The organism is Proteus sp. CA142267 (assembly GCF_003336825.1).
Taxonomy (GTDB): domain Bacteria; phylum Pseudomonadota; class Gammaproteobacteria; order Enterobacterales; family Enterobacteriaceae; genus Proteus; species Proteus terrae.
On sequence record NZ_QPMG01000003.1, the window covers coordinates 115,746 to 142,563 of the forward strand.

Here is a 26,818-nt window from a genome sequence, read left to right on the forward strand (position 1 = left end):
CCTGATTTTGAATAAATAACAAACAAAAAAAGATAAACAATATAAACAAGATAACGTTTTATTTTCTCTCAATTAATATTAAAAATTTATCTTTTATGATCTCTATAAAATAGAGAATGCCTTTTGATAATATTCATTTTCTTAAGGTTTTATTTTAAAAAACTCTCTATTCTGAACTCAAAAAGAGATTAGATGTCTATTTTTCACGATCCAATATCCATGCGTAAGTGGAGTCGTCATCCAGTTGAAAAATTTTCTGTCTAGTTTTTCCTGATTTTGTTAGAGTGTTGCTGTTTTAAACAATGAAAAATAGACCCTATGAAGTAGAAAACGGGTAAATAGATTACAACACCTATTGATTTTATATTTACCCCCAAATGACTCAGTTTTAGGAAGCCTTTTATATGGAAATCGTAAGAGAGCTATTCTTGGCGCTATGGCATCAAGATTACGAAACCTTAGCTAATCCTTCATTAATATGGATTATCTACATTTTATTATTCACCATACTATTCCTAGAAAACGGAGTATTGCCCGCAGCTTTCTTACCAGGAGATAGCTTATTAATTTTAGTGGGCGTGTTAATTGCTAAAGATACAATGGATTTTCCATTGACCTTACTTATTTTGACTGCAGGAGCAAGCCTAGGTTGTTGGTTGGGCTATCTTCAAGGGCGATGGCTTGGAAATACGAAATTAGTACGCAGTTGGCTATCACATCTACCAGAACATTATCACCAGCGCGCACATGGGCTTTTTCATCGTCATGGCTTAGCAGCATTACTTATTGGTCGCTTTTTAGCGTTCGTTAGAACATTGTTGCCTACAATTGCCGGCCTTGCTGGATTGAATAATACTCGCTTTCAGATTTTCAATTGGTTAAGTGGACTTTTATGGGTCGGTATACTGACCACATTGGGTTATATATTAGGTAATAGCCCACTATTTCGTCAGTACGAACACCATTTAATGAATATCCTTATGCTATTACCTGTTTTCCTATTAGTTATAGGATTAATTGGTAGTATCTGGGTTGTTATTAAAAAGAAAAAAGCGAAAGCGTAAGATCTATCAAATAATATAAAGATATTCCGACTGCCATAAAAAGCAGTAAGAAAAAATGACAAAGGCCTGTTTCATTCAATTGAACAGGCCTTTATTTTATTTCGCTATACACTCGCCTTAACACCCTCTCATTCTTTTAACTGTGGATATCTATTAAGATTTATCTCTTTTTTTTACCAATAAGTCATTATTTAATTTCATTAAGCAGTAAAATTAGTCTATTGTTATAAGTATCATGTCTATCTCTATTAAAGGAGTTAATTATGTCTCATCAACGTTCAAATGAAGATCTGCGTAGTGAATTGAAATCTCTTGCTGATACTCTAGAAGAAGTGCTGAACTCCTCTGCAGATAAATCCAAAGAAGAAATCCAAAGCCTACGTGCAAAAGCAGAATCGGCGATAAAAGGCTCTCGCGCAAAACTTAGCGATGCGGGTCGAGAAATTGTCGATAATACCAAAGAAATCGCCGGAAAAGCAGATAACTATGTTCGTGAAAATCCATGGACAGGTGTCGGTATTGGTGCGGCTGTTGGTGTTGTTCTTGGTGTTCTCCTAGCAAAACGCTAATTTATAATGAGTGATAATCAAAGACCACAGGGCCCCGCATCCGGGGTTCTGAATTCTCTCAGTAAAATTGGTGCCATCGTGATAGGCATGGTCGAAACTCGCCTACGACTAATCGCCATTGAACTGGAAGAAGAAAAAACTACCCTGATCCAGCTTATTTTAATGGCTGGTGTTACCTTGTTGCTCACCGCCTTTGGCTTAATGAGTTTACTTATACTGCTATTTTGGGTTATTCCACCTGAATACCGAGTCTATGCGTTAGCTATCACAACCGCTACTTTACTTTTCTGTGCACTGATTGGTGCCATCATGACATTAAGGAAAGCGCGAAATTCCACCTTGTTAGGCGACACTCGCCAGCAATTGGAATTAGATAAACGTCTTTTGGAGCAATATCATGATGAACAGACAAAATAAGCAAGTAATCCTCGCAAGACGTAAAAAGCTGTTGTTGAATAAAATTCAGCAACAGCGCTCCGATTTAGGGCAAAGCACGCAAACTTGGCTTGATGTGACAGAGCCTTACGATAAAGCGTGGCGGATTTTAGTCTCTTTAAAACCTGCATTTTTAGTAGGCGCTAGTTTTATCTCTCTTTACAGTATTAAACACCCTAAAAAAATCATACGATTAGGACAACGCGCTATCGGTGCAATTGGCTTAATTCGGGCAATACAGAAGTCCTTCAAAAAAACCTCAGATTGAACATCAATTTTTTTGTCTAAGAATGTTAATTCTTCTTAATATCCTCTTTTCCAATTTCCTATTATTGTATACCTCACACCGTAGCCGTGGTTATTAATTCTAAAAATAGAAAATTAACCAACGAAAATACAAATATAAACAGATATACATTGCAGATAATAGAGTTTAATTAGGAATAAATATCATGAAAAAATTTGAAGACATTGCGTTATTAATTGCCCGTATTTTAATGCCGATTTTATTTATCAGCGCAGGCTACGGAAAAATTGGTGGCTACGAAGGTACGCAACAATATATGCAAGCAATGGGTGTTCCCGGTTTCTTATTGCCACTGACTATTTTATTAGAATTAGGTGGTGGATTAGCAATCTTATTTGGTTTCTTAACTCGCACTACAGCAATCTTTACCGCGGTCTTTACTCTCTTAACCGCATTACTGTTCCACAGTAATTTTGCTGAAGGCATGAACCAATTAATGTTTATGAAAAACATGACAATTGCAGGCGGATATTTATTACTGGTTGTAACAGGCCCGGGTAAATGGAGCTTAGATCGTATTTTCAATAAAAACTGGTAATAACAAGTTTAGAAATAAAAAAGATCCTCTAGGGGATCTTTTTTGTTTGCTTAAAATAAAACTTACTCATTATTTATATTTGTTTTAATTATTTTTTATCGCTCGCAAAGAGTTTAGGTATTTCACGTAGACACCACGATTTAGCTTCGCCCATGCTATCTCTGCGCCATGCCATAATAATATTATTTTCATGATGATATTCAGGGCCAACTACACGTAAACGCCCTTCTTTGATATCATCTTCAATTAAATCAATCGGCATTGTCGCCACACCTAAACCTGCGATTAACGCTCGGCGTTTATCTTCGATAGAACTGACCGTTAAACGGCGCTGTTTATCTAACAACAATACTGTCAACACAGGGCGTTCTCTTGCGGTATCTGCAATCGCAATACCCCGATATTTTAAGCGAGTTTCTTCTGCTAATGGCTCTGGTTCGTTATGAATCGGGTGATCTGGGCTGGCCACATAAACGCTAGTGGTATTGTATAAAGGGCGGAAGTTGATTTCAGATGAAGTGCGAAAATGCATATCGGGTGAAATCACAATATCACATTTACCGCTTTCTAAGCTTTCCCAAGCGCCCGCTAATACTTCTGTTACTAAAGAGAGTTGCGTATTGGATTTTTCAGCTAATTTATCGACCAAAGGAAAAAGTCGAGATGCTGGGGTAAGTGCTTCACAAACGATAGTAATATGCGGCTCCCAACCTCTTGCTAAGGCTTCTGCATCTGACGTTAATTTGTCAGCTGCTTCAAGTAATATACGCCCTCTATCAAGAAGCATTCGACCAACATTAGTAAATTTAGTTCTATGGCCAGAACGGTCAAAAAGGACAACATCTAAATCTTCTTCTAATTTTTGCATGGTATAACTGAGTGCCGATGGAACTCGATTTAGTTCATCAGCCGCAGCTGCAAAACTCCCTCTACGATCAATGGCATCCATGACTCGTAAAGATTCCAACGTAATTGCTTTGTCTTTACTCATTATACTTATCTCTATCAAATAATTTGATTATGGTCACCAGATTAACTTGCTAACAATAGACAGTCCATACCTCTATGATAAATATATTGATAATCTACTCGAAAAATACCGCTATGATAAAATACAGAACAGCACAACAGTGTGGTAAAGCGGATTATGGCTGGCTACAAGCTCGCTACACATTTTCCTTTGGCCACTATTTTGACCCTCATTTTTTAGACTATGGCACACTAAGAGTTCTCAACCAAGAAGTGCTTGCCCCAAATTCTGAATTTAAAGCAAAGACCTATCCTCATGTGGATGTGGTTAATCTTATTCTTCAAGGAGAAGTAACATACCTTGATAATATGGGGCGTACAGTGACGGCAAAAGAAAATGAGTGCTTACTTATTTCACCGCATAATACTGATACGTATATAGAGAAAAACAGTAGTCCTGATACGCCATTAACTCGTATTCAATTGTGGTTAAATGCGTGTCCACAACAAGAAAGTGTAGCTTCACAAAAATTGGTATTAGATGAAAATTTAAAATATCAATTATTAGCCTCACCTACCGGTGATGATGGCTCGTTAATGTTAAGGCAAACTATCTGGCTTTATCATATTCATTTGCAAGCAGGTGATGAAATTACACTGCCAATAAAAGGACAGAAAGGCTTTTTGCAATCCATAAAAGGTGGCACCTATTTGCAAACATCAACACAAGAAAATGGGCAAATTCAGTGTGGTGATGGGGCTTTTATTCAAGATAGCCATAGTATTACATTGAAAAGCTCGGCTGAGTTTCGTGGCTTATTTATTGATATTATCTCGTGATAATCAATTTCGATGGGCTTAAAAACAGAAAACCCTCGACACACAATGTGAATCGAGGGTTTTTTATGAGGTGAGTTGACCGTTAAGCCGGGTTCTGTCGTGGACAACCATTCATCTAGGCCAGAACTTGCGCGCTGGCTCCAGCAACCTACCCGGGTTCAATGCGGGCCGCACCATAAGAACCCCTATTTGGTCTTGCTCCGGGTGGAGTTTACCATGCCACAAACTGTTACCAGTTGCGCGGTGCGCTCTTACCGCACCCTTTCACCCTTACCTGATCCTGTAAACAGGCCATCGGCGGTTTACTCTCTGCTGCACTTGTCGTAGGCTCGCGCCTCCCAGACGTTATCTGGCACCCTGCCCTGTGGAGCCCGGACTTTCCTCCCCTCTATCCGTCTCCCCCGAAGGGACAACGATAAAGCAGCGGTTGTCTAGTCAACTCAGGGTGCGGATTATAGGGATTTTGGTAGAAAATGTATAGCAAAAGAAGCTAAAAAATCACTTTACTCGTCTTGAGCTTCACCATTTTGCTCAATGACATGCTTATAGAGTGCATTTTTCTTCACGCTATAAATTTCTGCAGTGACTGCGGCTGCTTTTTTCAGTGGTAACTCTTTTTGTAAAATCGCCAATGTCCGTAATACTTCAGGAGAAAAATCGTCATCAACGGGTTTTTCATAACCCTCAACAATTAATACCATTTCACCTTTACGACGATTTTCATCTTCAAGAACCCATTTAAGTAATTCACCAACAGGCATACCTTGAATAGCTTCCCACGTTTTTGTGAGCTCTCTCGCTAATACTACGTAGCGATCTTCACCCCAAACTGTCACCATATCAGCTAAACTATCTAACAGCCGATGTGTTGATTCATAAAAAATCAATGTACGAGGCTCTTCTGATAATGACCGTAAACAGTCTTGACGACTTTTTGTTTTTGCAGGTAAAAAACCTTCGTAACAGAAACGATCTGATGGAAGCCCTGCCGCAGACAGTGCCGTAATAGCAGCACAAGCGCCGGGTAATGGCACGACATTTATGCCATTCTTACGACATTGATTGACTAAATGATAGCCAGGATCGTTAATTAATGGTGTACCTGCATCAGAGACTAATGCGATACTTAGCCCCTGCTGTAATTTGCTAATTAATTGATCTGCTTTTTGCTGTTCATTATGATCATGTAACGCATACAAACGTGCGTTAATGGCAAAGTGCTGTAATAGAAGCCCTGTATGGCGGGTATCTTCTGCAGCAATTAAATCGACATGAGACAGCACATCAAGTGCCCGCTGGGTGATATCGCCCAGATTACCAATAGGTGTGGGTACTATGTACAGTGTGGATGTCGTTACCGCTGCTCGATTAGGTTGATTCATTGTTTATTCCGAATGACCGATTTAAAATTGAGCATAATTATAAAACATCACTGGGTACAGTATGCTTTCCTCAATTTTTGTGCGTTTTAAAACAGGTTTATCCTATACTGCGATACTCTCTGCGCTGATTATGTCAGGTTGTACCCTGACGGGGCAACAAGAACAACCTCTCACTCCCGCTGCAAAAGCAGAAATGGAGATGAAACAATTTCAAAAAGTGATTGATGACGCTCAAGGGCTGGCATCTTTAGATGTTATTAGGGCCTATATTGGGTTAGAAACATTAATTACCGATCCTCAACTACATCAGAAAAATATTGATGATACATGGCTCACGCTAACCAAACTCACACCAGAGCAACGCCGTAGTGTTGTTATCAAAGCAGATGAAAATACACTGCAAGGTTGGTTAGACTTACTGAATACTTATGAATACAACAAAGATGATGCTGATAAGTTATCAACAGCGGTCAGAGAGTGGCAGACTCGCTATCCTCGCAACCCAGCCGCATTAACACTACCAGCATCATTATTACGTCTTTCACAGCCTTCAGTGAGTGCAAGTAGCCAAATCGCATTATTGTTACCTTTAACGGGGCAAGCGAAAGTTTTTGGTGAAGCTATTCGTCAAGGCTTCCTTGATGCGCAAAGTGGTTTACCACAACCTCAAGCAATGCCTGCGCCACAAGCGCCTAAAAATGACGATAGCCTTAATTCAATTTTAGAAGAATTAGGTATCAAAAATACTGAAACACCAACAACAGATACGGCAAAAGAAACAACTGAAAATACGCAAGCGACTCAAGATCAAGAAAAAGAGAGCTCTACATTTTCTGGTGATACAACATTACGCTTAGATCCTGTTGCACAAAACTCTCGCCAAGTGATTGTTTATGATACCAATAGCCAATCTATCGATGTTTTACTGAAAAAAGTACAGCAAGATGGTGCTAACTTAATTGTCGGCCCTCTGCTAAAACCTGAAGTCATGAAGACTATTGAGCTTCAAAGTGGCTTACCTGTATTGGCATTAAATGAATTAGACAGTGTTCCTTCAGCAACAACCGTTTGTTTCTTCTCTCTTTCACCAGAAGATGAAACCCGTAATGCGGCACAACATTTACGTCAGCAACAAAAATCAAACCCATTAATTATTGTTCCTGATAATAAATTTGGCCAAAGAATGGCACAAACATTTGCTGATGAGTGGCAACGCACCGGCGGCGGTACCGTTTTACAACAAACTTTTAGCTCTGTTGAAAGCTTAAAAGCCTCTATCAACCGTGGTGTGGGTATTCGCATGACAGGTACGCCTGTTCTCCCAACGGCTAATGCACCTTTACCATTAGAGACTCAATCTATTCCATCAGCAGGTGGTGCCATTGATTCTGTTTATATCATTGCGACTAGCGATGAATTAACCTTAATTAAACCAATGATTGATATGGCGATCAGTACCAAAAAGCGTCCACCAATTTATGTTAGCTCACGTAGTAACCAAGGTGGAACAGGCCCTGATTTCCGTATGGAGATGGATGGCATTCAATTTAGTGATATTCCATTGATGACTGGTGCTAATTTGCCGTTAATGCAAAAAGCATCAAGCAAATTTGCGAACGATTACTCATTAATGCGTCTTTATGCCATGGGAATTGATGCATGGTCATTAGCAAACAATTACAATGATCTGACAAAAGGTACATTGCGTTTTAATGGTATTTCAGGCTCATTACGTGTTGAAAACAACTGTACTGTTTATAGACAACTTCCTTGGATGCAATTTAAACAAGGTAAGATTGAACCTGTTGCACAGTAATGCGCGCATTTAATTATCATTAAAATAAACCGCCATAATGGCGGTTTATTTTATGAGTGATATAAAGAAGGAAATCATGGATGATTTTTTCTAAAAACCCTTATTTTTTAGGGCTATACTATGAGCAAAAAGCGCTAAAATATTTACGCCAACAAGGATTAATATTGATTGAGCGTAATGTCCGATATCCCTGTGGAGAAATTGATCTTATTATGCAGGAAAAGAAGACATGGGTATTTGTTGAGGTTCGTTTTAGACGTAATATCTTATTTGGTGATGCTATAAGCTCTATTACTACCTCAAAACGGCGTCGCTTATGGCGTACAGCAAAATGTTGGCTAGCACAACGCCAAGAAAGTATCGAGACTTCAGACTGTCGTTTTGATATTTGTGCATTTAATCAACGCCAGCTAATATGGCTAAAAAACATTCTCGATTATACGGAATTTATTCGTTAAATTAGATTATATAGGTCTTAACGTGCTTGATAGAATCAAAGTCTGCTTTACAGAGAGTATTCAAACTCAAATTGCAGCAGCAGAAGCATTACCAGATGCCATTTCCAGAGCCGCCATGATGATGGTTCAATCTTTGTTAAACGGCCATAAAATATTAAGCTGTGGAAACGGTAGCTCAGCAGCAACAGCACAGCGATTTGCCGCAAGCATGATCCATCGTTTTGAAACAGAACGCCCAAGCTTGCCCGCATTATCGTTAAACACAGATAGCGTTGTGATGACTGCAATTATGGGGAATCAGCAGCACGATGAAATCTATGCAAAACAAGTGCGTGCATTAGGGCAAGCTGGAGATGTGCTACTTGCTATCTCAACTCACGGTAACAGCAGAAGTATTATTAAAGCCGTTGAAGCCGCTGTTACACGAGATATGACCATTGTTGCATTAACAGGTTATGATGGCGGAGAGCTTGCCGGATTATTAGGCCCTCAAGACGTTGAAATTCGTATTCCTTCTCAACGCACCGTCAGAATACAGGAAGTTCAGATGCTAACAGTCAATTGTCTCTGTGATTTAATTGATAATACATTATTCCCACATCAGGATGACTAAGGAGTTACTATGAAATTGCTTCCTATCACTGCAGTGCTATGTTCTGCACTTTTACTGCAAGGTTGTATCGGCGCAGCGGTTGTCGGCACTGCCGCAGTTGCGGGTAAAACTGCAACCGATCCTCGCTCATTAGGGCAACAAGTTGACGATGGTACATTGGAAGCACGTGTTTCTGGTGCTCTAAACAAAAACGAACAGATCAAAAAAAGCAATTCACGTATCGTAGCGACGGCTTATCAAGGCAATATTCTGTTAACAGGCCAAAGCCCTGATATGTCTGTTGCGAATACAGCAAAACAAGTTGCGAGTAAAGTTGAAGGCGTGAATAACGTCTATAACGAAGTCCGCCAAGGCGAGCCTGTGACATTAGGCACTGCGTCTTCAGATACATGGTTAACAACCAAAGTTCGCTCTCAGATTTTAGGCAGTGATTCAGTAAAATCTTCTTCTGTAAAAGTGATCACTGAAAATGGTGAAGTATTCTTATTTGGTATTTTGACTCGTCAAGAAGGGGCTGCGGTTGCAAAAATTGCCAGCGAAACCAAAGGCGTAGTAAAAGTAACCACGGCATTTACTTACCTTAACTGATCCCATTACTAACATCGTTTTTGTATTATCCTGTCAGTATCGGTATTTATAATAAATGACCGATACTGACAGTTTCTTTCTCGACTAAAACTCGCCTTTTCTCAACAAACTGTTAGCGTCTTAGCATGCCTTTATCAATAATAAAATCGATAATAGTTTCCAAGCCCACTTTTTCTTTTAGATTTGTGAAAACATAAGGCTTCACTGGACGCATTCTAGCAGTATCAGCTTCCATCACTTCTAATGAGGCGCCAACATAAGGTGCCAGATCGATCTTATTGATCACCAGCAGATCAGAATGAGTAATACCTGGGCCACCTTTACGTGGAATTTTTTCCCCTTCCGCCACATCAATCACATAAATGGTTAAATCAGCAAGCTCTGGGCTAAAGGTAGCACTTAAGTTATCACCACCACTTTCCACAAAAACGATATCAAGATTTTTGTGGCGCATCGCTAATTCTTCAACTGCCGCAAGGTTCATTGAGGCATCCTCACGAATAGCAGTATGAGGACATCCCCCTGTTTCCACACCAATAATACGATCGGCATCTAATGCTTCAGCTCGCGTTAAGATCTTAGCATCTTCTTGAGTATAAATATCGTTAGTGACTACTGCGATTTCATAAGTATCGCGCATTGCTTTACAAAGAACTTCTAACAGTGCTGTCTTGCCTGATCCAACAGGGCCGCCAACACCGATACGCAGTGGTTGATTATATTCTTGCATATAGGTTTCTCATGAACGAAAAAGTCGAGTGTATTGTGTTTCATGACGACTACTGGCAATAATTTGTGCCGGTGTAAAACTCCCAATATCTTCAGTGGGCCAATGTGCAGATTGCTCTACAATCGCAGGGATCTGCTCTGCTAATGTAAACAATATCTTCTGCCCCGCACTTTGCCCTAAAGGGATCAGTTTCACTCCTGACATCACCGTATTTTCAAGCCAACCCCAAGCGTAAGCACAACATAACTTTTCAGCAGAAATATTCCATTTCACAGCCGCTAACGCAAATGCCATGAGTTGTGTCTGTTTTACACAAGCTTGTAAGGTTTCATCTAACTCAATATCTAATTGAGGAAGTAAACGAGCAAAAGCGATACCTCGTTGGCGCTCTTCTTGTCGCAACTCTTTAGTTTCGCGACTTGCGACAATAAAATCACACCAATACTTCACTTCGCTCATTTTAGCTTGAGCTAAATTTTCTTGTAATCGCCGTAAGATAGGAAGCTCTAACGTTGCTAAAGTACCGGTCATTTGGGCACTTAGCCAGTCTGCTAATGTTTGAGGACAACAAACCCACCCCTTTTCAATCGCCCACTCTAACCCTTGAGAATAAGTAAACGATCCCACTGGTAAAGAAGGACTGACTAATTGATATAAGCGCAGATCTGCAAGCATCAATAAGCTCCCTTATTCAAATAATTAGTGATGATGGTGATGGTCATCATGAGAGTGATGATGACCACCAGACGATCCACCATAAGCGCCCGGCTCAGGTTGGTATTTCTCTAACTCCACAACCACATTGGCACCTAAACCTCTCGCCATATCATCTAAAACATGATCGTGAAAATAGCGACACCAACCCGCTTCGATTTGTAATGGAACATGACGATTACCTAAGTGGTAACAAACACGAGCCAATAACAGTGGATCGTCACTATATACCGTTGAAACTTGCTCTTTTGCCGCTTCAATTGTAACTAGCGTATTATCTTCTGACAGTAAGATATCACCCTCTTTTAACACCGTACCGCGAGGCAAAAATAGCCCTGCTTCTTGCCCATCACTTAACGTCACTTTTAAACGACTTTTGGTTCTTTCATCCATCGTTAAGCATAAAGTAAGAGCCTGTGTTTCTGGCGTTACTAATTCAAGCGCTTTTTGTTTATCAATAAGTTGAGTAAATCTTTTCATTCTCTACATTCTCGGTAAACGCTAATTAAAAGAGGAAATAGCGTTGTGCCATTGGTAATTGCGTTGCAGGTTCACACACTAATGGCACACCATCAGCTTTTACAATATAGGTTTGAGGATCAAGCTCGATATGAGGCACATAACTATTGTGGATCATCGAAGCTTTAGTGATGTTACGACAGCCTTTAACACGACCAATTAAGCTCTTTAAGCCTAGTTTTTCAGGTACACCCGCGTCGATCCCCGCTTTCGACATAAAGATCATCGACGTCTGATATTTCGCTTTACCTAAGCAAGCATACATTGGGCGATAATGCACAGGCTGAGGTGTTGGAATAGCCGCATTAATATCACCCATTGGCGCATAAGCTACCATGCCACCTTTCATGATCAACGCTGGTTTTACTCCAAAGAAAGCCGGCTCCCATAAAACCAGATCCGCTAATTTACCTTTCTCAATAGAGCCAACTTCGTGTGCAATACCATGTGCTAAAGCAGGATTGATCGTGTATTTCGCCACATAACGTTTAATACGATGGTTATCACTTTCAGCGGTATCACCTTCTAATGTACCGCGCTGTAATTTCATTTTATGTGCGCATTGCCAAGTACGAAGAATAACTTCACCTACGCGTCCCATTGCCTGTGAGTCTGACGACATAACAGAAATAGCCCCCATATCATGTAAGATATCTTCTGCTGCGATAGTTTCACGGCGAATACGAGATTCAGCAAAAGCCACATCTTCAGGAATAGACGGATCAAGGTGATGGCAAACCATCAACATATCAAGATGCTCATCTACAGTGTTAATGGTATAAGGCATTGTTGGGTTAGTAGAAGCAGGCAGAATATTCGGCTCACCGACTGATTTAATTACATCGGGTGCATGCCCACCACCCGCGCCTTCTGTGTGGAAAACGTGGATCACTCGGCCAGCTATCGCTTTCACTGTTTCCTCGTAGAAACCGCCTTCATTTAAGGTGTCAGAGTGAATAGCGACTTGCACATCCATTTCATCAGCAACATTAAGGCAGTTATGAATTGCCATCGGTGTTGCCCCCCAGTCTTCATGGATTTTTAAACCAATAGCGCCAGCTTCAATTTGCTCGCGAACCGCTTCTGGTTGACTCACACAGCCTTTACCGAATAAACCCACATTAATAGGCAATTCATCAACGGCTTCTAACATGCGATGCATGTTCCAAATACCCGGCGTTACTGTGGTGGCATTTGTTCCGGCAACAGGCCCTGTACCACCACCAATAAACGTGGTGACACCAGACACTAAACCTTCTTGTGCTTGTTGAGGGCAGATAAAGTGAATATGCGTATCAACGCCACCAGCGGTAACAATTTTGCCTTCACCTGCAACCACTTCTGTGGCAGGCCCTACAACAATATCTACATTAGGTTGAACATCAGGATTACCCGCTTTACCGATACCCACAATGCGGCCATCTTTAATACCGATATCCGCTTTTACAATACCCCAATGATCTAAAATAATGGCGTTTGTAATAAGCACATCGACACATTCAGCATTGACAACTTGGCTTTGCCCCATGCCATCACGAATAACTTTACCACCACCAAATTTGACCTCTTCGCCATAAGTGGTGAAGTCTTTTTCAATTTCGAGAAAAAGCTCAGTATCGGCTAATCGCAGACGGTCGCCAGTTGTTGGACCAAACATATCTGCATAAGCTTGACGTGAGATAGTTTTCATTTTTTCTCACTCTCCAATTTACCCATCACCTTGCCATGAAAGCCATAAATTTCACGCTTTCCAGCAAAAGCCACTAATTCAACAGTACGGCTTTGCCCTGGTTCAAAACGAACCGCCATGCCCGCTGGAATATTTAAACGAAAACCTAATGTGCCTTCTCGTTCAAATTTCAGCGCCTCATTCACTTCATAAAAATGATAATGAGAGCCGACTTGCACGGGTCTATCGCCATGATTGGCAACCTGTATTGTTTTTGTTTCTCGACCTGCATTAAGTTCGATATCGCCTAATGCTTGGTTAACTCTAATTTCACCGGGTATCATGTTATTACCTACACAATAGGATCATGAATAGAAACAAGTTTTGTACCATCTGGGAATGTACATTCCACTTGGATGTCTTTGATCATTTCTGGCACGCCTTCCATGACTTGTTCCGCCGTCAAAACAGTGCGTCCTTCACTCATCAATTGGGCAACAGTTTTACCCTCTCTTGCCCCTTCCATAATGGCGCAACTAATAAGTGCAACCGCTTCAGGATAATTAAGCTTGAGCCCTTTCGCTAAACGTCTTTCAGCAACAAGACCCGCTGTAAAAAGCAGTAATTTATCTTTTTCTCTTGGTGTTAATTCCATTTCTGCTCCTAAAATTAACGATTATGTCGCCCATATACGAGGCGGCTCAGGGCAATACCCTAACCAGTGTTGTCTGACGGTTTGCCAAACTTGAGCAAAACACGCCATCATCGGCTCTGTTTGCGAGCCTAATAACCGTAAAACTAAAATACCGTCTACATCCGTTAAACCATATTCGATAACATGATCGTAAGAAGCAGAGGAAGCCTCGATACTTTGTTGAATAAGGTTTTTTAATTCGTCCGTTGCGGGATAGATATAAAGTGATCCTAGCATCGGAAACTCACGCATGGCAGCCGATCTTTTTTGTAAACCATCGACAAAAAGCGACTCAGTTAATGTCAGTCTTTCATCGATATAGAAATTTAAACGCCCTTTTACATTGCCATCTTCAAACCACTCATTTAAAACTGGACGACCAAAACATTGAATTTCCCAGCCAATAAATCTGGCGGTAGATGCAATATGAATATGTGTTTCTAGACGAACTTGGGATTCAGGAAAAAAGATGTTTTCTTGAGGTAACCACTCTAAAAAACCATTAGCTGCCACTTTTAAGGTTTGAACTTGCCGAGCAACACCGCCAGCACTACGGTAAAACTTAGTGGCTCCGGGTGTTGTGAGCAATGCATGTGCTTGGGGTTGCACATCAATATTAATCAATAGTTTATCACCACCGACCACACCGCCTGGGGGATGAAGCAAATAAGTGTGTGCAATACCTTGCTCAGGATAAAAAGGACGCTGAACCATTAATGGGCCGATATGGCGCTTTTCTGTAAGACGTGTTATTTCGCGTTTTACTTCATAACGTAAAACAATTTCAGCAAGCCAACCCTTCCCTGAAAAGTCAGACATACTCACTCCTGCCAACTCGGCAAAATTATCAATAAATCAGGAAAATACGTGAATACATACAGCGCTATCCATAAGATTGAGTCATTCAAAATCAAATAGAAAATAAGCTAATGAATGTTGGATAGGGTGTGGATAAAAGACAAACAGTGATATCCTAAGAACAGGATAATCTCCTTCGTCTGTGACGCGCGATTCTACACCTTATTACGAAAAATGCGTTTTGAATAAATAGCAATTTATTTAGAAAAAATGACACTGTTTAAAATAAATGTAAAAAATGAGCAGATATCTATATTGTCATGTTTTATCAACAAGATTATATTCTGCTTCACTCTCATTCTGCTTTGCATGACAACACTAATTTAAATTAGAATAATCTCTCTATTTATTATTCTAGACGTGGCTTATCAGTTTATACAACAAATGAGCTAATTTTGAGTATTGTTCATTTAAGCAAGATTAATGCTTAACTTGCCTACGGTATATTGGAGATCATGGAATACAAACACATCCTGTCCTCTAACCAAATGTCTTTAAAAACGTTTTACATCGAAAACCCGATGATAGCGATGGTTAGTGGCGCAAAAGGTACGATTTGCATCAATGGACAAACTATTGATGTATCCAGCCATTTAACGCTTATTATTCCAAAATACAGTCAAGTCTCTTGCGATATAGTCAGCCAATTTACGCATAAATCGATTGAACTACACACGCTTGTGTTATGTGAAACAGAGCTTCAATCTGTTTTCTCTTTACTAAAGCCTTTAATTAAATCTAGTTCACCACTAACAAGCCACCTACCTGCTTACCATTTATCAACGCCTGAAGTGATAAAAAGTAATTTTGGAATTTTAAAACAGTGCTTACCACTTCCACATGGCTCTCCATCTCAAGAAACCATGTTTATGCAGCAATGTTTGTTTTTTATTTTGATGGCGGTATATCAAGAAGGTATCGATATTTTAAATATCTTCCGATTTAACTATGATGAGCCGAAAAATCAGGCAATTACGCATTTAATTACGCAAGATCCGCAAAGAAAATGGCATTTAGAAGATGTGGCAAAAACGCTTTTCACAACGCCATCAACGTTACGTCGGCATTTAAGTAAAGAAGGTGTCTCGTTCTGCCAGCTATTACTGGATGTCAGAATGGGAATTGCTTTAAATTACCTGACATTTTCTAATTACTCTGTTTTTCAAATAAGCCATCGCTGTGGTTTTGGCAGTAATGCCTATTTTTGCGATGCTTTTAAACGTAAATACGGCATGACGCCTTCACAATTTCGTATTCAGTCTCGCCAATCTAACGATCCCTCTACGATAACAAAGCTATCAGAGAAGATTGCTGAGCCTAATAGAAAGATATTTTAAACCTTATAGAGTTATGACAAATTATTTTTCTTTAAAAAGCTAATTCCCCCCATTAGCCGCATCTGATTTAAGATCCACTGTTGCCGCTTTAGAGTATAAGCAGAAGGTTTATTTACATGGTAAATATGCGGATTAGGTAATACTGCCGCTAGTAATGCGGCTTCATGACTTGTGAGTTGTTTCGCTGGCTTTCTAAAATAGTGTTGGGAAGCCTGCTCTACACCGAAGATCCCATCACCAAACTCAACAATATTCAGGTATACGGTTAAAATACGTTTTTTTGACCAAATAAGCTCAACAACGGGCGTCATTCCCGCCTCAAGCCCTTTTCTTATCCAACTACGACCATCCCATAAAAAAAGATTTTTGACAGTTTGCTGAGAAATAGTCGATGCACCACGTAATGTTTTCCCGTTGTTATAATTTTTTTTGAAAACTTTCTCAATAGCATCAAAATCAAAGCCCCAATGTTTAGGAAAATTTTGATCCTCAGAAGCAATCACGGCTAAATACATCACTGATGCTATCTCTTTTTCACCCACCCAAGTGGAATGTGATACATAAGAGAAATCAAACTCACTCCAAGCAGAAATTTGTCTTTGAACCATAACAGCAGAAAAAGGCACAGGTAAAAAAGAAAACAGCACAACTGTTAACAGCCATAAAGCAATTAAAATAATTAATAGTTTCTTTAACTTTCTCACCAGTACCATCTGCTGTTTTTACCTACTCTTTATGCCATTTCAAGGACTTTCTTAACCAGTTTCTCAATACCTACCTGTGCTTGTGCAATAGATTGTGCAAGCATATACGCAGGTGTTGTGACAACACGATATTTTTCATCAACAACAATATCATCAACAGGGCAATCTATATGGATGCCACCCATTTTTTCGATTGCATGTGCTGTTTCTGCGTCATTTCCAATTGTTAATTTTACTGGAGAATTTAACATTTTTGGTAACATTACAGGTGCAATACACATTAGCCCTAATGGTTTATTTTTCTGATGCATCGCTTGTACAAATCTTAAGAGATCTTTGTTAATTTCACAGTCACTCCCTTTTGTTGCGAAATTGCATAAATTCTTCACCGCACCAAAACCACCAGGAATAATGACAGCATCAAAGTTTTCAGCCTTTGCCTCTGATAAAGGGGAGATTTTTCCACGAGAAATACGAGAAGATTCTTCCATCATATTCCTTTTTTCTGATTTTTCCTCACCTGTAATATGATTAATTACAGTTGGTTGCAAATCATTAGGTGAAAAATAATGAACTTCAGCATTATTTTGGCTTAAAGCAAGCATTGTGAGCACTGATTCATGAATTTCACTCCCATCGAACACACCACAGCCACTTAAAATTACCGCAATTGATTTCATATCTTTCTCCGTTTGTAGTAGATTACTAGTTACCCATTTATAGGTGTAAACACCAATCGGCATCACATATTTAAATGTTTCTTGTAACAAAAAAACTTATCTTTGCTATTTTGTTGCTTGTATGATGTATGGAATAGTTTCATCCTATTCGCCTATGTAATGAGAATCAAAAAAAGTGGATAGAAAAGTTTCCCTGGTGTTGGCGCAGTATTCGCGCACCCCAACCTTCGGTTGGGGTTATTTTTTTCTAGTGTCTGATAACCAGTTTCTTAAACTTTCCACATCCTTTCTCCAATCTCTTTCTAGCTCATCTACCCACTCTTGTACATTGTCCCACCAAGCAGGTAATTCCGATGATTGGATCTGTTTAGCGAGTTGCTGTAAATGTTTTAAACCTATAGAACCCGCTGCACCTTTAATTTTATGCCCTTCCTCAGAAATCCCCTTCTCATCACGAGCCGTTAGGTTAGATTCAAGGACAGACATATAACTTGGCATCATCTTCTCAAAAACATCTAGACCATCAGTGATTAATTGAGGTCCGACAAGTTCGATGTATTGATTCAGCATGTCTATATCTAATAATTCTTCATTTTTATTCAACAATTCCGATGACTCATTACATGGCACAGAAACCGCACCATCCCCCCAGAATTTATTGATAATCGCGGTAAGCGCATCCACAGAAAGTGGTTTACTTAGCACATCATTCATTCCCGCATCCAAATACTCTTTTTTGTCTTTCAAAACATTTGCAGTTAAAGCAATAAGAGGAGGAAGTTCATTACTGTCGAATTCTTGACGTAATTTTCTTGAAATATCGAACCCTGTCATATCCGGTAATTGAATGTCTAATAGCACTAAGTCATATTCATCAGGCTTAAACATCGATAATGCTTCTTGCCCTGTCATTGCTACATCAACGGTATTACCCAATTTTTCTAAAACAGAGCAGGCAACAATTACGTTGAGTTCAATATCCTCTACAAGCAGAATATTTAAAGCTGGTAATAAGAGCTCATCATCACTTTCGATATCGTGATGCTCTTCAACCGCAGGAGCGACGATAGAGAGGGTAAAGGTAGAACCCTCACCTAACTCACTTTCAACACGAATATCACCGCCCATATGCTGTGCTAGGCGTTTTGAGACGGCAAGTCCGATACCCGTTCCCGTTGCAGAACGACCACCTTGACTATCATTGACTTGATAGTACATGGCAAAGATCTTTTCCAGCTCACTTTTTGGAATACCAATTCCGCTATCTTTTACTTCAAAGAACAACTTATTTGGCGCTTCTTGCCAAATGCGCACTTTGATTTCGCCTTCTTGGGTAAACTTCACGGCATTACCGATGAGGTTCCATAAGATCTGGCGTAATCGAGTTCCATCAGAAGTTATTTTATGTGGTAGCGTTTCTTCTGCTTCCAGTGTGAATTTCAATCCTTTTGGCTGTACTAACAGTCCAGACAGGTTTTCTAAATCAGAAATAAATTCAGTAAAGTCAATTGGCTGATTATCTAACTGAATTTTTCTACGCTCAATTTTGTCCATTTCAATCACGTCATTAAAAATATTTCCTAACGTAATCGCACTCACATGGATGGTTTTTAAGTAATTGAGTTGTTCTGGCGAAAGCTCGGTATCCAATAAGATACGGCTTAACCCAACAATACCATTTAGCGGTGTACGCAATTCGTGGCTGATTGTTGAGATAAAGGTGGTTTTATCACGGCTCGCGTTCTCTAACGCGTCTTGATAGCGCTTACGCTCTGTAATGTCACGTCCAAAGCCCATTAAGCCATGACGTTTACCAATACGATCATAAAACGGCACTTTGCGTAGCTCAAAACAAGCCTTGCGCCCATCCGGATAAACTAACCATTGCTCATAAGTGAGTGACACATTATGACGGAAGACTTTCTCATCTGTTTCCATCACTTTTATTGCAATATCTTCGTCATAAACATCAAGTGGTGTTAAACCGATAAGTTGCTTCTCGCTTTTGCCTGTCAGTAATTCCGTCGCGCGGTTACATCCTGAAAATTCATTATCTTCATTGCGGTAATAAACTAAGTCAGGAGAGGCATCAAGGAATGAGCGTAAAAGTGAGGATTGCTGTTCAAGCTCGATTTGCGTCAATTCACGACGCTTCATTTCACTTTTTAGTTTTTCGAGTAGTTCAAGGTGCGCTTTTTCAACTTTTTCACGCTCTTGAATTTCCAAGTTTAATTGCTCAATATTCTCTTTTAATTGAGAGTTAAGCTCTAAGTCGCGCTGGCGCATTACCCCCAGTTTATCCACCATACGAGATAAACGGCGTCGTGACTCCTCAAGTTGTTCAACCACAACAGAGAGAAAATAGACAGCCCAAGGCGTAATAATCAGCCCAAAGAAAATAGAGCGAACAAGGTCAATACTGGTAACATCACCTGCAAGCAAGAATGTCACCGCCATTTGAACAACCATCGCTAAAACAACTAATGCAGAAGCCAACAATAATGAGAAGCGAATTAGCCCCAGCCTCATCATTAAGTCAACGTAGTATTGGGCAAGCCCTTTGAGCAATTTCATTGAAAACTCCAATATATTGAATCTATGGAATGATAACCCAAAAATGAATTGGCGCAGTGGCGAACATTCAGAAATCTTGCTAAGAGTGGTTATTTCTCATTACTTTGTTTGATTTAACCCTCTATTTTCTCTTAACAAGAACCTCTCCGATATATGTATTCATAAAAATAATGCAAAACCTAATTGCATAAACGATATCGATATCAACGATAAATAGACCTTATTAGAAAAAATTCAATTTGTCTTTTTTTATACAAATTGTATAAAAACAATAAAAAACTAAATTTATTATAATCATTAGAATAACTACCTACTCACTTTTATCATTAAAGGATGTGATAAAGCGAAATGGCTTAAATAAAGTGATATAACTCACACTAAAAATAGGTGTTCACCTCCTTCAAAAAATGAACATTTTATTTATTTATCAATATATTAAAATAAAAAAACTCTTATTTATCTTATTCTAGTCAAATCTCCTCACACATTGACCTCATTTTTATTTATCGATAAGTTGAAAAGGCATTGCGTAGCAATATAAAAAACACTCCAAGCTAAGCAAACACAACATCACCCGATGAGCACCCATAAATTTACCTACATACTTTGAGCCAAAACGTTCCTTTTGCGCTCTGTTTTGAGGTGCCCAGTAAACTAAGTAGGAAGCAAAAAAATGCTCTATCAAAAGACACAGGAAAAAGACAATTGTGGATTTGGGTTGATCGCGCATATTAAAGGGCAAGCCAGTCATAAAATTGTCAGAAATGCAATCCACGGTCTCGCCAGAATGCAACATCGAGGAGCCATTCTTTCTGATGGTAAAACGGGCGATGGTTGTGGATTACTTTTACAAAAGCCCGATCGCTTCTTTCAATTAGTCGCTGAAGAAAAAGGCTGGCATTTAGCCAAAAACTACGCTGTTGGAATGCTATTTTTAAGCCAAGATCCTAATATCGCGACACAATGTCGCCTTATTATTGAAGAAGAGCTTCAACGTGAAACACTCTCTATTGTGGGCTGGCGTAAAGTCCCTATCAACACGGATATTCTAGGTAGTATCGCTCTTTCATCTCTTCCTTTAATTGAACAAGTCTTTGTTAATGCCCCCGCAGGCTGGCGGATAAGTGATATTGAAAGACGGCTCTTTATTGCTCGCAGACGCATTGAAAAACGCATTACTGATAATGATTTTTATATTTGTAGTCTTTCTAATTTGGTGACGATTTATAAAGGCCTCTGTATGGCTATCGATCTACCACGCTTTTTTACCGATCTCGCAGATCTACGGATGGAATCTTCAATCTGCTTGTTCCATCAGCGTTTTTCAACTAACACCACTCCCAGATGGCCACTTGCACAACCTTTTCGTTATTTAGCGCATAACGGTGAAATTAATACCATTACAGGCAATCGCCAGTGGGCTAGAGCACGTGCCTATAAATTCCATACACCTCTTATTCCTGATCTACAAAGTGCCGCCCCTTTTGTGAATGAGAGTGGCTCAGACTCAAGTTCACTCGACAATATGCTAGAGCTTTTTCTCAATGGCGGTATGGATATTGTTCGTGCAATGCGGTTGTTAGTGCCACCTGCATGGCAAAATAATCCACAGATGGATGATGATTTACGGGCATTTTTTGATTTTAACTCAATGCATATGGAGCCTTGGGATGGCCCCGCGGGCATTGTGTTATCAGATGGTCGTTATGCTGCGTGTACGCTAGATAGAAACGGTTTACGCCCTGCTCGCTATGTTATTACCGCAGATAATATCATTACTTGTGCTTCTGAAATTGGTATTTGGGATTATCAGCCTGATGAAGTGCAAGAAAAAGGACGCGTCGGTCCCGGCGAGCTAATGGTTATCGATACTCATCATGGACGTATTCTTCACTCTGCCGAAACCGATGAGGATTTAAAAAGACGCCATCCTTATAAACTGTGGCTAGAGCGCAATGTCAAACGCTTAACGCCGTTTGAAGAGTTACCGGAACAACAGGCCACCGGACAACGCGCTTTTGATGACACCTTATTAGCCACTTATCAAAAACAGTTTGCATATAGCCAAGAAGAGCTTGAAAGCATTTTGCATGTACTTGCAGAAAATGGGCAAGAAGCGACAGGTTCAATGGGCGATGACACCCCATTTGCTGTACTTTCTCAACGCCCTCGCCTTATTTATGACTATTTCAGACAGAAATTTGCGCAAGTCACAAATCCTCCTATAGATCCATTAAGAGAAGCCCATGTCATGTCTTTAGCGACCTGCATTGGACGCGAGATGAATGTGTTTTGCGAAGCGGAAGGTCAAGCACATAGACTGAGCTTTAAATCGCCTATTTTGCTTTATAGCGACTTTCAACAGCTTATTAATCAAGAAAGTTCTTATTACCGCTCCGTTCATCTTGATATCACTTATCAACCAACAGAATGCAACCTAGAAACTGCATTACGCCAATTATGTGCAAAAGCGCAACAGGAAGTTCATAGTGGTGCGGTGTTATTGGTTTTATCCGATAAAAATATCACTAAAGAGCGACTACCTATTCCTGCTCTTATGGCAGTTGGTGCAGTACAAAAAGCGTTGGTAGACAATAATTTACGTTGTGATGCCAATATCATTGTTGAAACTGCCAGTGCCCGTGATCCTCACCATTTCGCCGTACTACTTGGATTTGGTGCTACCGCTATTTATCCTTACCTTGCTTATGAATCTTTAGCTCAACGAGTTGATAAAAAAATCCTGCAAGCAAGCTATGCCAAAGTGATGCTTAATTACCGCAACGGCATAAACAAAGGGTTGTACAAGATCATGTCTAAAATGGGTATTTCAACCGTGGCGTCTTACCGTTGCTCTCAACTTTTTGAAGCAGTCGGATTAAATGATAGGGTTGTTGAGCTCTGTTTTGCAGGCGTTGATAATCGGATTAATGGCGCTGATTTTAGCGATTTTGAGCACGACTTATTTAATCTATCTAAGCGAGCTTGGTTAGCCCGTTATCCTTTAGAAGCGGGCGGTTTATTAAAATACGCCCATAAAGGGGAATACCACGCTTATAACCCTGATGTCGTTCAAGCACTACAAAAAGCGGTAAATAGCGGGGAATATACTGACTATCAGCATTACGCAAATCTAGTGCAACAGCGCCCAATCACAACCTTGCGCGATATGTTAGTTCTCAATAACAAGACAACGCCTATTTCGATTGAAGAAGTCGAACCTGAAACTGAGTTATTTAAACGCTTTGATACTGCCGCTATGTCAATTGGGGCATTAAGCCGAGAAGCTCATGAAGCTCTTGCGCAAGCGATGAATACATTGGGCGGTTTTTCAAATTCAGGAGAAGGTGGCGAAGATCCAGCACGTTACGGTACCGATAAAGTCTCTCGTATTAAACAAATTGCCTCTGGTCGTTTTGGCGTAACACCCTCTTACTTAATGAGTGCGGATGTTTTACAAATTAAAGTCGCACAAGGGGCAAAGCCCGGTGAAGGCGGACAACTTCCCGGTGATAAAGTGACACCTTATATTGCGCAACTGCGTTATGCCGTACCTGGTGTTACCCTAATATCACCGCCTCCTCATCACGATATCTACTCTATTGAAGATTTAGCACAACTTATTTTCGACTTAAAACAGATCAATCCAACTGCACTGATTTCTGTAAAACTAGTGTCAGAGCCAGGTGTAGGTACTATTGCTACAGGGGTTGCTAAAGCTTACGCAGATTTGATCACCATTGCGGGTTATGACGGCGGTACAGGTGCGAGCCCTTTAACTTCCGTAAAATATGCCGGTAGCCCTTGGGAATTAGGCTTAGTTGAAACTCAACAAGCGCTGGTGGCAAATAATTTACGCCATAAAATTCGTTTGCAAGTTGATGGTGGATTAAAAACAGGTCTAGATATTATTAAAGCGGCAATTTTAGGCGCAGAAAGTTTTGGATTTGGTACTGGGCCAATGGTGGCATTAGGCTGCAAATATCTGCGCATCTGCCATTTAAATAATTGCGCAATGGGTGTTGCTACCCAAGATGAAACACTCCGTCGTAACCATTATCATGGATTACCTGAACGTGTTATCAATTATTTCCGTTTTATTGCGCAAGAAACTCGTGAGTTAATGGCGCTACTTGGCGTGAGAAAAATCACCGATTTAATCGGTCGAACTGATCTGCTTTCATGCCTAGAAGGTGTTAGCAGTAAACAGCAAAAACTCTCTTTAAGTGGATTGTTAGAAACAGCAACTTCACCATCAGGCAATGCGCTTTATTGCCAAGAAAATAATCATACTTATGATAAAGGCGAGTTAAATCAGCGGATTGTTGCTCAAACCTACGATGCTATTGAACAACAAAAAAGCCAAACACACTATTTTGATATTCGTAATACAGATCGCTCCGTGGGAGCAACATTATCAGGCATTATCGCCAAGAAATATGGTGAAAGTGGCTTATCTGCCACACCAATTAAACTTTATTTTACCGGAACTGCAGGTCAAAGCTTTGGTGTATGGAATGCACAAGGCGTTGAATTAACCTTAGTGGGTGATGCTAATGATTATGTTGGTAAAGGTATGGCAGGAGGCCGTATTGTCATTTTGCCTCCTGTTGGCTCTGCATTTAAAAGTCATCACGCTACCATTATGGGAAATACTTGCCTTTATGGCGCAACAGGTGGAAAACTTTATGCTTCAGGCTTGGCTGGGGAGCGTTTTGCTGTTAGAAACTCTGGCGCAATTTCTGTCGTTGAAGGTGTTGGCGATAACGGTTGTGAATATATGACGGGTGGTATTGTCTGTGTTCTGGGTAAAACAGGGATTAATTTTGGTGCGGGAATGACTGGTGGATTTGCCTATCTATTAGATGAAGATCTCACATTATCACAACGGATCAACACTTCATCGATTGAGTTGCTTCCTGTAGCATCCTTTGCCATTCTTGCTGAACATCTACGTGGCATGATTGCAGAACATGTCAGACTAACTGGCTCACAACAAGGTGAAAAATTACTTTCACAATGGGAATATTGGTCACAACATTTCAAATTGGTGAAACCAAAATCCAGTGATGTTAATGCGTTGCTTGGCCATCCTCGTCGTTCATCTGCTGAATTACGCGTTCAGGCACAATAGGAGAATATTATGAGTCAGAATGTGTATCAGTTTATCGACTTAAATCGTGTTGAGCCGACCAAAAAGCCATTAGCAATTCGAAAAATTGAATTTGTTGAAATCTATGAAGCTTTTTCACTGCAACAAGCCTCCGCACAAGCCGATCGTTGTTTAGGCTGTGGTAATCCTTATTGTGAATGGAAATGCCCTGTTCATAATTACATTCCTAACTGGCTAAAACTGGCAAACGAAGGACGTATTATTGAGGCTGCTGAGCTTTCTCATCAAACAAACAGTTTGCCTGAAATTTGTGGGCGTGTTTGTCCTCAAGATAGGTTGTGCGAAGGCGCTTGTACTCTGAATGATGATTTTGGTGCAGTCACAATTGGCAATATTGAACGTTACATCAATGACACCGCCTTAGCACAAGGATGGCGGCCTGATCTTTCTCACGTCACAATGACCGATAAAAAGGTCGCAATTATCGGTGCAGGCCCCGCAGGTCTTGCTTGTGCAGATGTTCTTATTCGACAAGGTGTGAAACCCGTTGTTTATGATAAGCATCCAGAAATTGGAGGGCTACTTACTTTTGGGATCCCTTCTTTTAAACTCGAAAAATCACTGATGATCCGACGCCGCGAATTATTTAGTGAAATGGGTATCGAATTTTGCCTCAATACGGAAATAGGCAAAGATGTCTCCCTAAATACCCTAATAACACAATATGACGCTGTATTTCTTGGATTGGGCACTTATCACAGTTTAAGCGGTCATTTTCCTAATGAAAATGCTAATGGTGTTTATAGCGCACTACCTTATTTAATTGGGAATACATGTTATTTAATGGGTTATGATGAAGATCCTCAAACACCTTATATCGACCTTAAAAATAAAAATGTGGTGATATTAGGAGGAGGTGATACCGCAATGGATTGTGTCCGTACTGCCATTCGACAAGGTGCAAATAAAGTTACTTGTGTTTATCGTCGTGATGAAAGCAATATGCCAGGTTCAAAACGTGAAGTAAAAAATGCCAAAGAAGAAGGTGGCGAATTTTTATTTAATCTTCAACCTATCGATATTGAAGTCGATAACCAAAATAATGTAGTTGGTATCCGCGTTATTAAAACTCAAGGCGATAAAACATTAACTCCTATTGAAGGAAGTGAACATGTGTTATCTGCTGATGCGGTTATTCTGGCATTTGGTTTTAAACCTGCACATTACCCATGGTTAAATGAAAATAATATTGAATATGCATCTTCAGGCAGAATTATTATTTCAGATAATCAAGAAATACCAAATCAAACAACAAACCCTAAAGTGTTTGCAGGGGGGGATATTGTACGAGGCTCTGATCTTGTTGTTACTGCAATAGCAGAAGGAAGAGAGGCAGCTGAAGGCATATTACGATATTTATCATGCTAAATATTTTTTATTTTCGTTATTTAAAATAACAATTTCTCTTGTTTATTATCCCATTTAATTTAAGTGGGATAATTTTTCAATATTATTGGTGAAATTAATAAATAGTATTTAAGGATTATCAAGATATCTGACCATTTAATCATTCTCATTACCATTTAATCATTCTCATTACCATTTAATGTAATTTCTAGAATAATAGCCTGATAAAAAGCGATATTC

General features: G+C 39.9%; 25 protein-coding genes and 1 other RNA gene. 13 read left to right on the top strand and 13 right to left on the bottom strand.

What is annotated here, in order from left to right; translation table 11 throughout:
* Positions 1–404: 404 nt before the first annotated feature.
* From C0T34_RS07840 to C0T34_RS07860, 5 genes are all read left to right on the top strand, one after another.
* The gene (locus tag C0T34_RS07840; RefSeq protein ID WP_098941180.1) at positions 405–1,064 is read left to right on the top strand and encodes a DedA family protein; all 660 of its coding nucleotides are present in this window, start codon (positions 405–407) and stop codon (positions 1,062–1,064) included.
* A 263-nt stretch (positions 1,065–1,327) separates the two neighbouring features.
* The gene (locus C0T34_RS07845) at positions 1,328–1,633 is read left to right on the top strand and encodes a YqjD family protein (RefSeq protein WP_098941181.1); all 306 of its coding nucleotides are present in this window, start codon (positions 1,328–1,330) and stop codon (positions 1,631–1,633) included.
* Between the two features lie 6 nt (positions 1,634–1,639).
* On the top strand, positions 1,640–2,050 hold the full coding sequence (locus C0T34_RS07850) for a phage holin family protein (RefSeq protein ID WP_098941182.1): 411 nt from the start codon (positions 1,640–1,642) through the stop codon (positions 2,048–2,050).
* Entirely contained in the window at positions 2,031–2,336 is a 306-nt protein-coding gene (locus tag C0T34_RS07855) for a YqjK-like family protein (RefSeq protein ID WP_226892333.1), read from the top strand. Before C0T34_RS07850 ends, C0T34_RS07855 begins: the two co-directional genes overlap by 20 nt.
* Positions 2,337–2,520: 184 nt before the next feature.
* Positions 2,521–2,913: a DoxX family protein gene (locus tag C0T34_RS07860; RefSeq protein WP_075671385.1), complete on the top strand. Its 393-nt coding sequence runs from the start codon at positions 2,521–2,523 to the stop codon at positions 2,911–2,913.
* An 88-nt stretch (positions 2,914–3,001) separates the two neighbouring features.
* On the opposite strand, the gene C0T34_RS07865 is transcribed toward C0T34_RS07860, so the two are convergent.
* Positions 3,002–3,904 carry a LysR family transcriptional regulator gene (locus C0T34_RS07865; RefSeq protein WP_036933024.1) on the bottom strand — a complete coding sequence of 301 codons (903 nt, stop codon included), beginning with the start codon at positions 3,902–3,904 and terminating at the stop codon, positions 3,002–3,004.
* Between the two features lie 113 nt (positions 3,905–4,017).
* Here C0T34_RS07865 and C0T34_RS07870 point away from each other — a divergent pair, with 113 nt between their 5' ends.
* Positions 4,018–4,722, top strand: coding sequence for a pirin family protein (locus tag C0T34_RS07870; protein ID WP_109849981.1), 705 nt, complete (start codon positions 4,018–4,020; stop codon positions 4,720–4,722).
* 67 nt (positions 4,723–4,789) lie between these two features.
* Here the strand turns inward: C0T34_RS07870 and rnpB are convergent.
* Both rnpB and rsmI read right to left on the bottom strand, forming a co-directional pair.
* An RNA gene (gene rnpB / locus C0T34_RS07875) (RNase P RNA component class A) lies at positions 4,790–5,165 on the bottom strand.
* Between the two features lie 60 nt (positions 5,166–5,225).
* Positions 5,226–6,104 (bottom strand): 16S rRNA (cytidine(1402)-2'-O)-methyltransferase, encoded by an 879-nt coding sequence (gene rsmI / locus C0T34_RS07880; RefSeq protein ID WP_109849982.1) that lies wholly within the window; start codon positions 6,102–6,104, stop codon positions 5,226–5,228.
* A gap of 61 nt (positions 6,105–6,165) precedes the next feature.
* Between rsmI and C0T34_RS07885 the strand changes: the two genes are divergently transcribed.
* The 4 genes from C0T34_RS07885 (at position 6,166) to dolP (ending at position 9,579) form a co-directional block, all read left to right on the top strand.
* Entirely contained in the window at positions 6,166–7,920 is a 1,755-nt protein-coding gene (locus C0T34_RS07885) for a penicillin-binding protein activator (RefSeq protein ID WP_098941184.1), read from the top strand.
* 80 nt (positions 7,921–8,000) lie between these two features.
* Positions 8,001–8,378 (top strand): YraN family protein, encoded by a 378-nt coding sequence (locus tag C0T34_RS07890; protein WP_098941185.1) that lies wholly within the window; start codon positions 8,001–8,003, stop codon positions 8,376–8,378.
* 22 nt (positions 8,379–8,400) lie between these two features.
* A complete protein-coding gene (gene diaA / locus C0T34_RS07895) occupies positions 8,401–8,991 on the top strand; it encodes a DnaA initiator-associating protein DiaA (RefSeq protein ID WP_004245257.1) in 591 nt (196 codons plus the stop codon).
* A 9-nt stretch (positions 8,992–9,000) separates the two neighbouring features.
* Positions 9,001–9,579 (top strand): division/outer membrane stress-associated lipid-binding lipoprotein, encoded by a 579-nt coding sequence (gene dolP, locus C0T34_RS07900; RefSeq protein ID WP_036933029.1) that lies wholly within the window; start codon positions 9,001–9,003, stop codon positions 9,577–9,579.
* Positions 9,580–9,691: 112 nt separating this feature from the next.
* Here the strand turns inward: dolP and ureG are convergent, their stop codons facing one another.
* The 7 genes from ureG to C0T34_RS07935 are packed head-to-tail and all read right to left on the bottom strand — an operon-like array spanning position 9,692 to position 14,724.
* Positions 9,692–10,309, bottom strand: a complete 618-nt coding sequence (gene ureG / locus C0T34_RS07905) for an urease accessory protein UreG (protein WP_006535303.1) — start codon at positions 10,307–10,309, stop codon at positions 9,692–9,694.
* Positions 10,310–10,318: 9 nt separating this feature from the next.
* Complete coding sequence (locus C0T34_RS07910) at positions 10,319–10,984, bottom strand: urease accessory protein UreF (protein ID WP_162556819.1); 666 nt, start codon at positions 10,982–10,984, stop codon at positions 10,319–10,321.
* A 24-nt stretch (positions 10,985–11,008) separates the two neighbouring features.
* Positions 11,009–11,503, bottom strand: coding sequence for an urease accessory protein UreE (gene ureE / locus C0T34_RS07915; RefSeq protein ID WP_109849983.1), 495 nt, complete (start codon positions 11,501–11,503; stop codon positions 11,009–11,011).
* A 25-nt stretch (positions 11,504–11,528) separates the two neighbouring features.
* Positions 11,529–13,232, bottom strand: coding sequence for an urease subunit alpha (gene ureC / locus C0T34_RS07920; protein WP_098941188.1), 1,704 nt, complete (start codon positions 13,230–13,232; stop codon positions 11,529–11,531).
* Entirely contained in the window at positions 13,229–13,555 is a 327-nt protein-coding gene (locus C0T34_RS07925; protein ID WP_088493790.1) for an urease subunit beta, read from the bottom strand. Before C0T34_RS07925 ends, ureC begins: the two co-directional genes overlap by 4 nt.
* 8 nt (positions 13,556–13,563) lie before the next feature.
* A complete protein-coding gene (locus tag C0T34_RS07930) occupies positions 13,564–13,866 on the bottom strand; it encodes an urease subunit gamma (protein WP_023582851.1) in 303 nt (100 codons plus the stop codon).
* A gap of 21 nt (positions 13,867–13,887) precedes the next feature.
* Positions 13,888–14,724 (bottom strand): urease accessory protein UreD, encoded by an 837-nt coding sequence (locus C0T34_RS07935; protein WP_098941189.1) that lies wholly within the window; start codon positions 14,722–14,724, stop codon positions 13,888–13,890.
* A gap of 494 nt (positions 14,725–15,218) precedes the next feature.
* Between C0T34_RS07935 and C0T34_RS07940 the strand changes: the two genes are divergently transcribed.
* Entirely contained in the window at positions 15,219–16,100 is an 882-nt protein-coding gene (locus tag C0T34_RS07940; RefSeq protein ID WP_098941190.1) for an AraC family transcriptional regulator, read from the top strand.
* An 11-nt stretch (positions 16,101–16,111) separates the two neighbouring features.
* Here C0T34_RS07940 and mtgA read toward each other — a convergent pair whose 3' ends face one another.
* The 3 genes from mtgA to arcB all read right to left on the bottom strand — a co-directional run bounded on the left by mtgA (position 16,112) and on the right by arcB (position 20,058).
* Positions 16,112–16,813: a monofunctional biosynthetic peptidoglycan transglycosylase gene (gene mtgA, locus C0T34_RS07945; RefSeq protein ID WP_109849984.1), complete on the bottom strand. Its 702-nt coding sequence runs from the start codon at positions 16,811–16,813 to the stop codon at positions 16,112–16,114.
* Between the two features lie 20 nt (positions 16,814–16,833).
* Positions 16,834–17,484 (bottom strand): isoprenoid biosynthesis glyoxalase ElbB, encoded by a 651-nt coding sequence (gene elbB, locus C0T34_RS07950; RefSeq protein ID WP_109849985.1) that lies wholly within the window; start codon positions 17,482–17,484, stop codon positions 16,834–16,836.
* A gap of 237 nt (positions 17,485–17,721) precedes the next feature.
* The gene (gene arcB / locus C0T34_RS07955) at positions 17,722–20,058 is read right to left on the bottom strand and encodes an aerobic respiration two-component sensor histidine kinase ArcB (protein WP_098941193.1); all 2,337 of its coding nucleotides are present in this window, start codon (positions 20,056–20,058) and stop codon (positions 17,722–17,724) included.
* Between the two features lie 673 nt (positions 20,059–20,731).
* Between arcB and gltB the strand changes: the two genes are divergently transcribed.
* On the top strand, positions 20,732–25,192 hold the full coding sequence (gene gltB, locus C0T34_RS07960) for a glutamate synthase large subunit (RefSeq protein WP_109849986.1): 4,461 nt from the start codon (positions 20,732–20,734) through the stop codon (positions 25,190–25,192).
* 9 nt (positions 25,193–25,201) lie between these two features.
* Positions 25,202–26,599, top strand: a complete 1,398-nt coding sequence (locus tag C0T34_RS07965; RefSeq protein WP_109849987.1) for an FAD-dependent oxidoreductase — start codon at positions 25,202–25,204, stop codon at positions 26,597–26,599.
* The last annotated feature ends 219 nt before the right edge of the window (positions 26,600–26,818 follow it).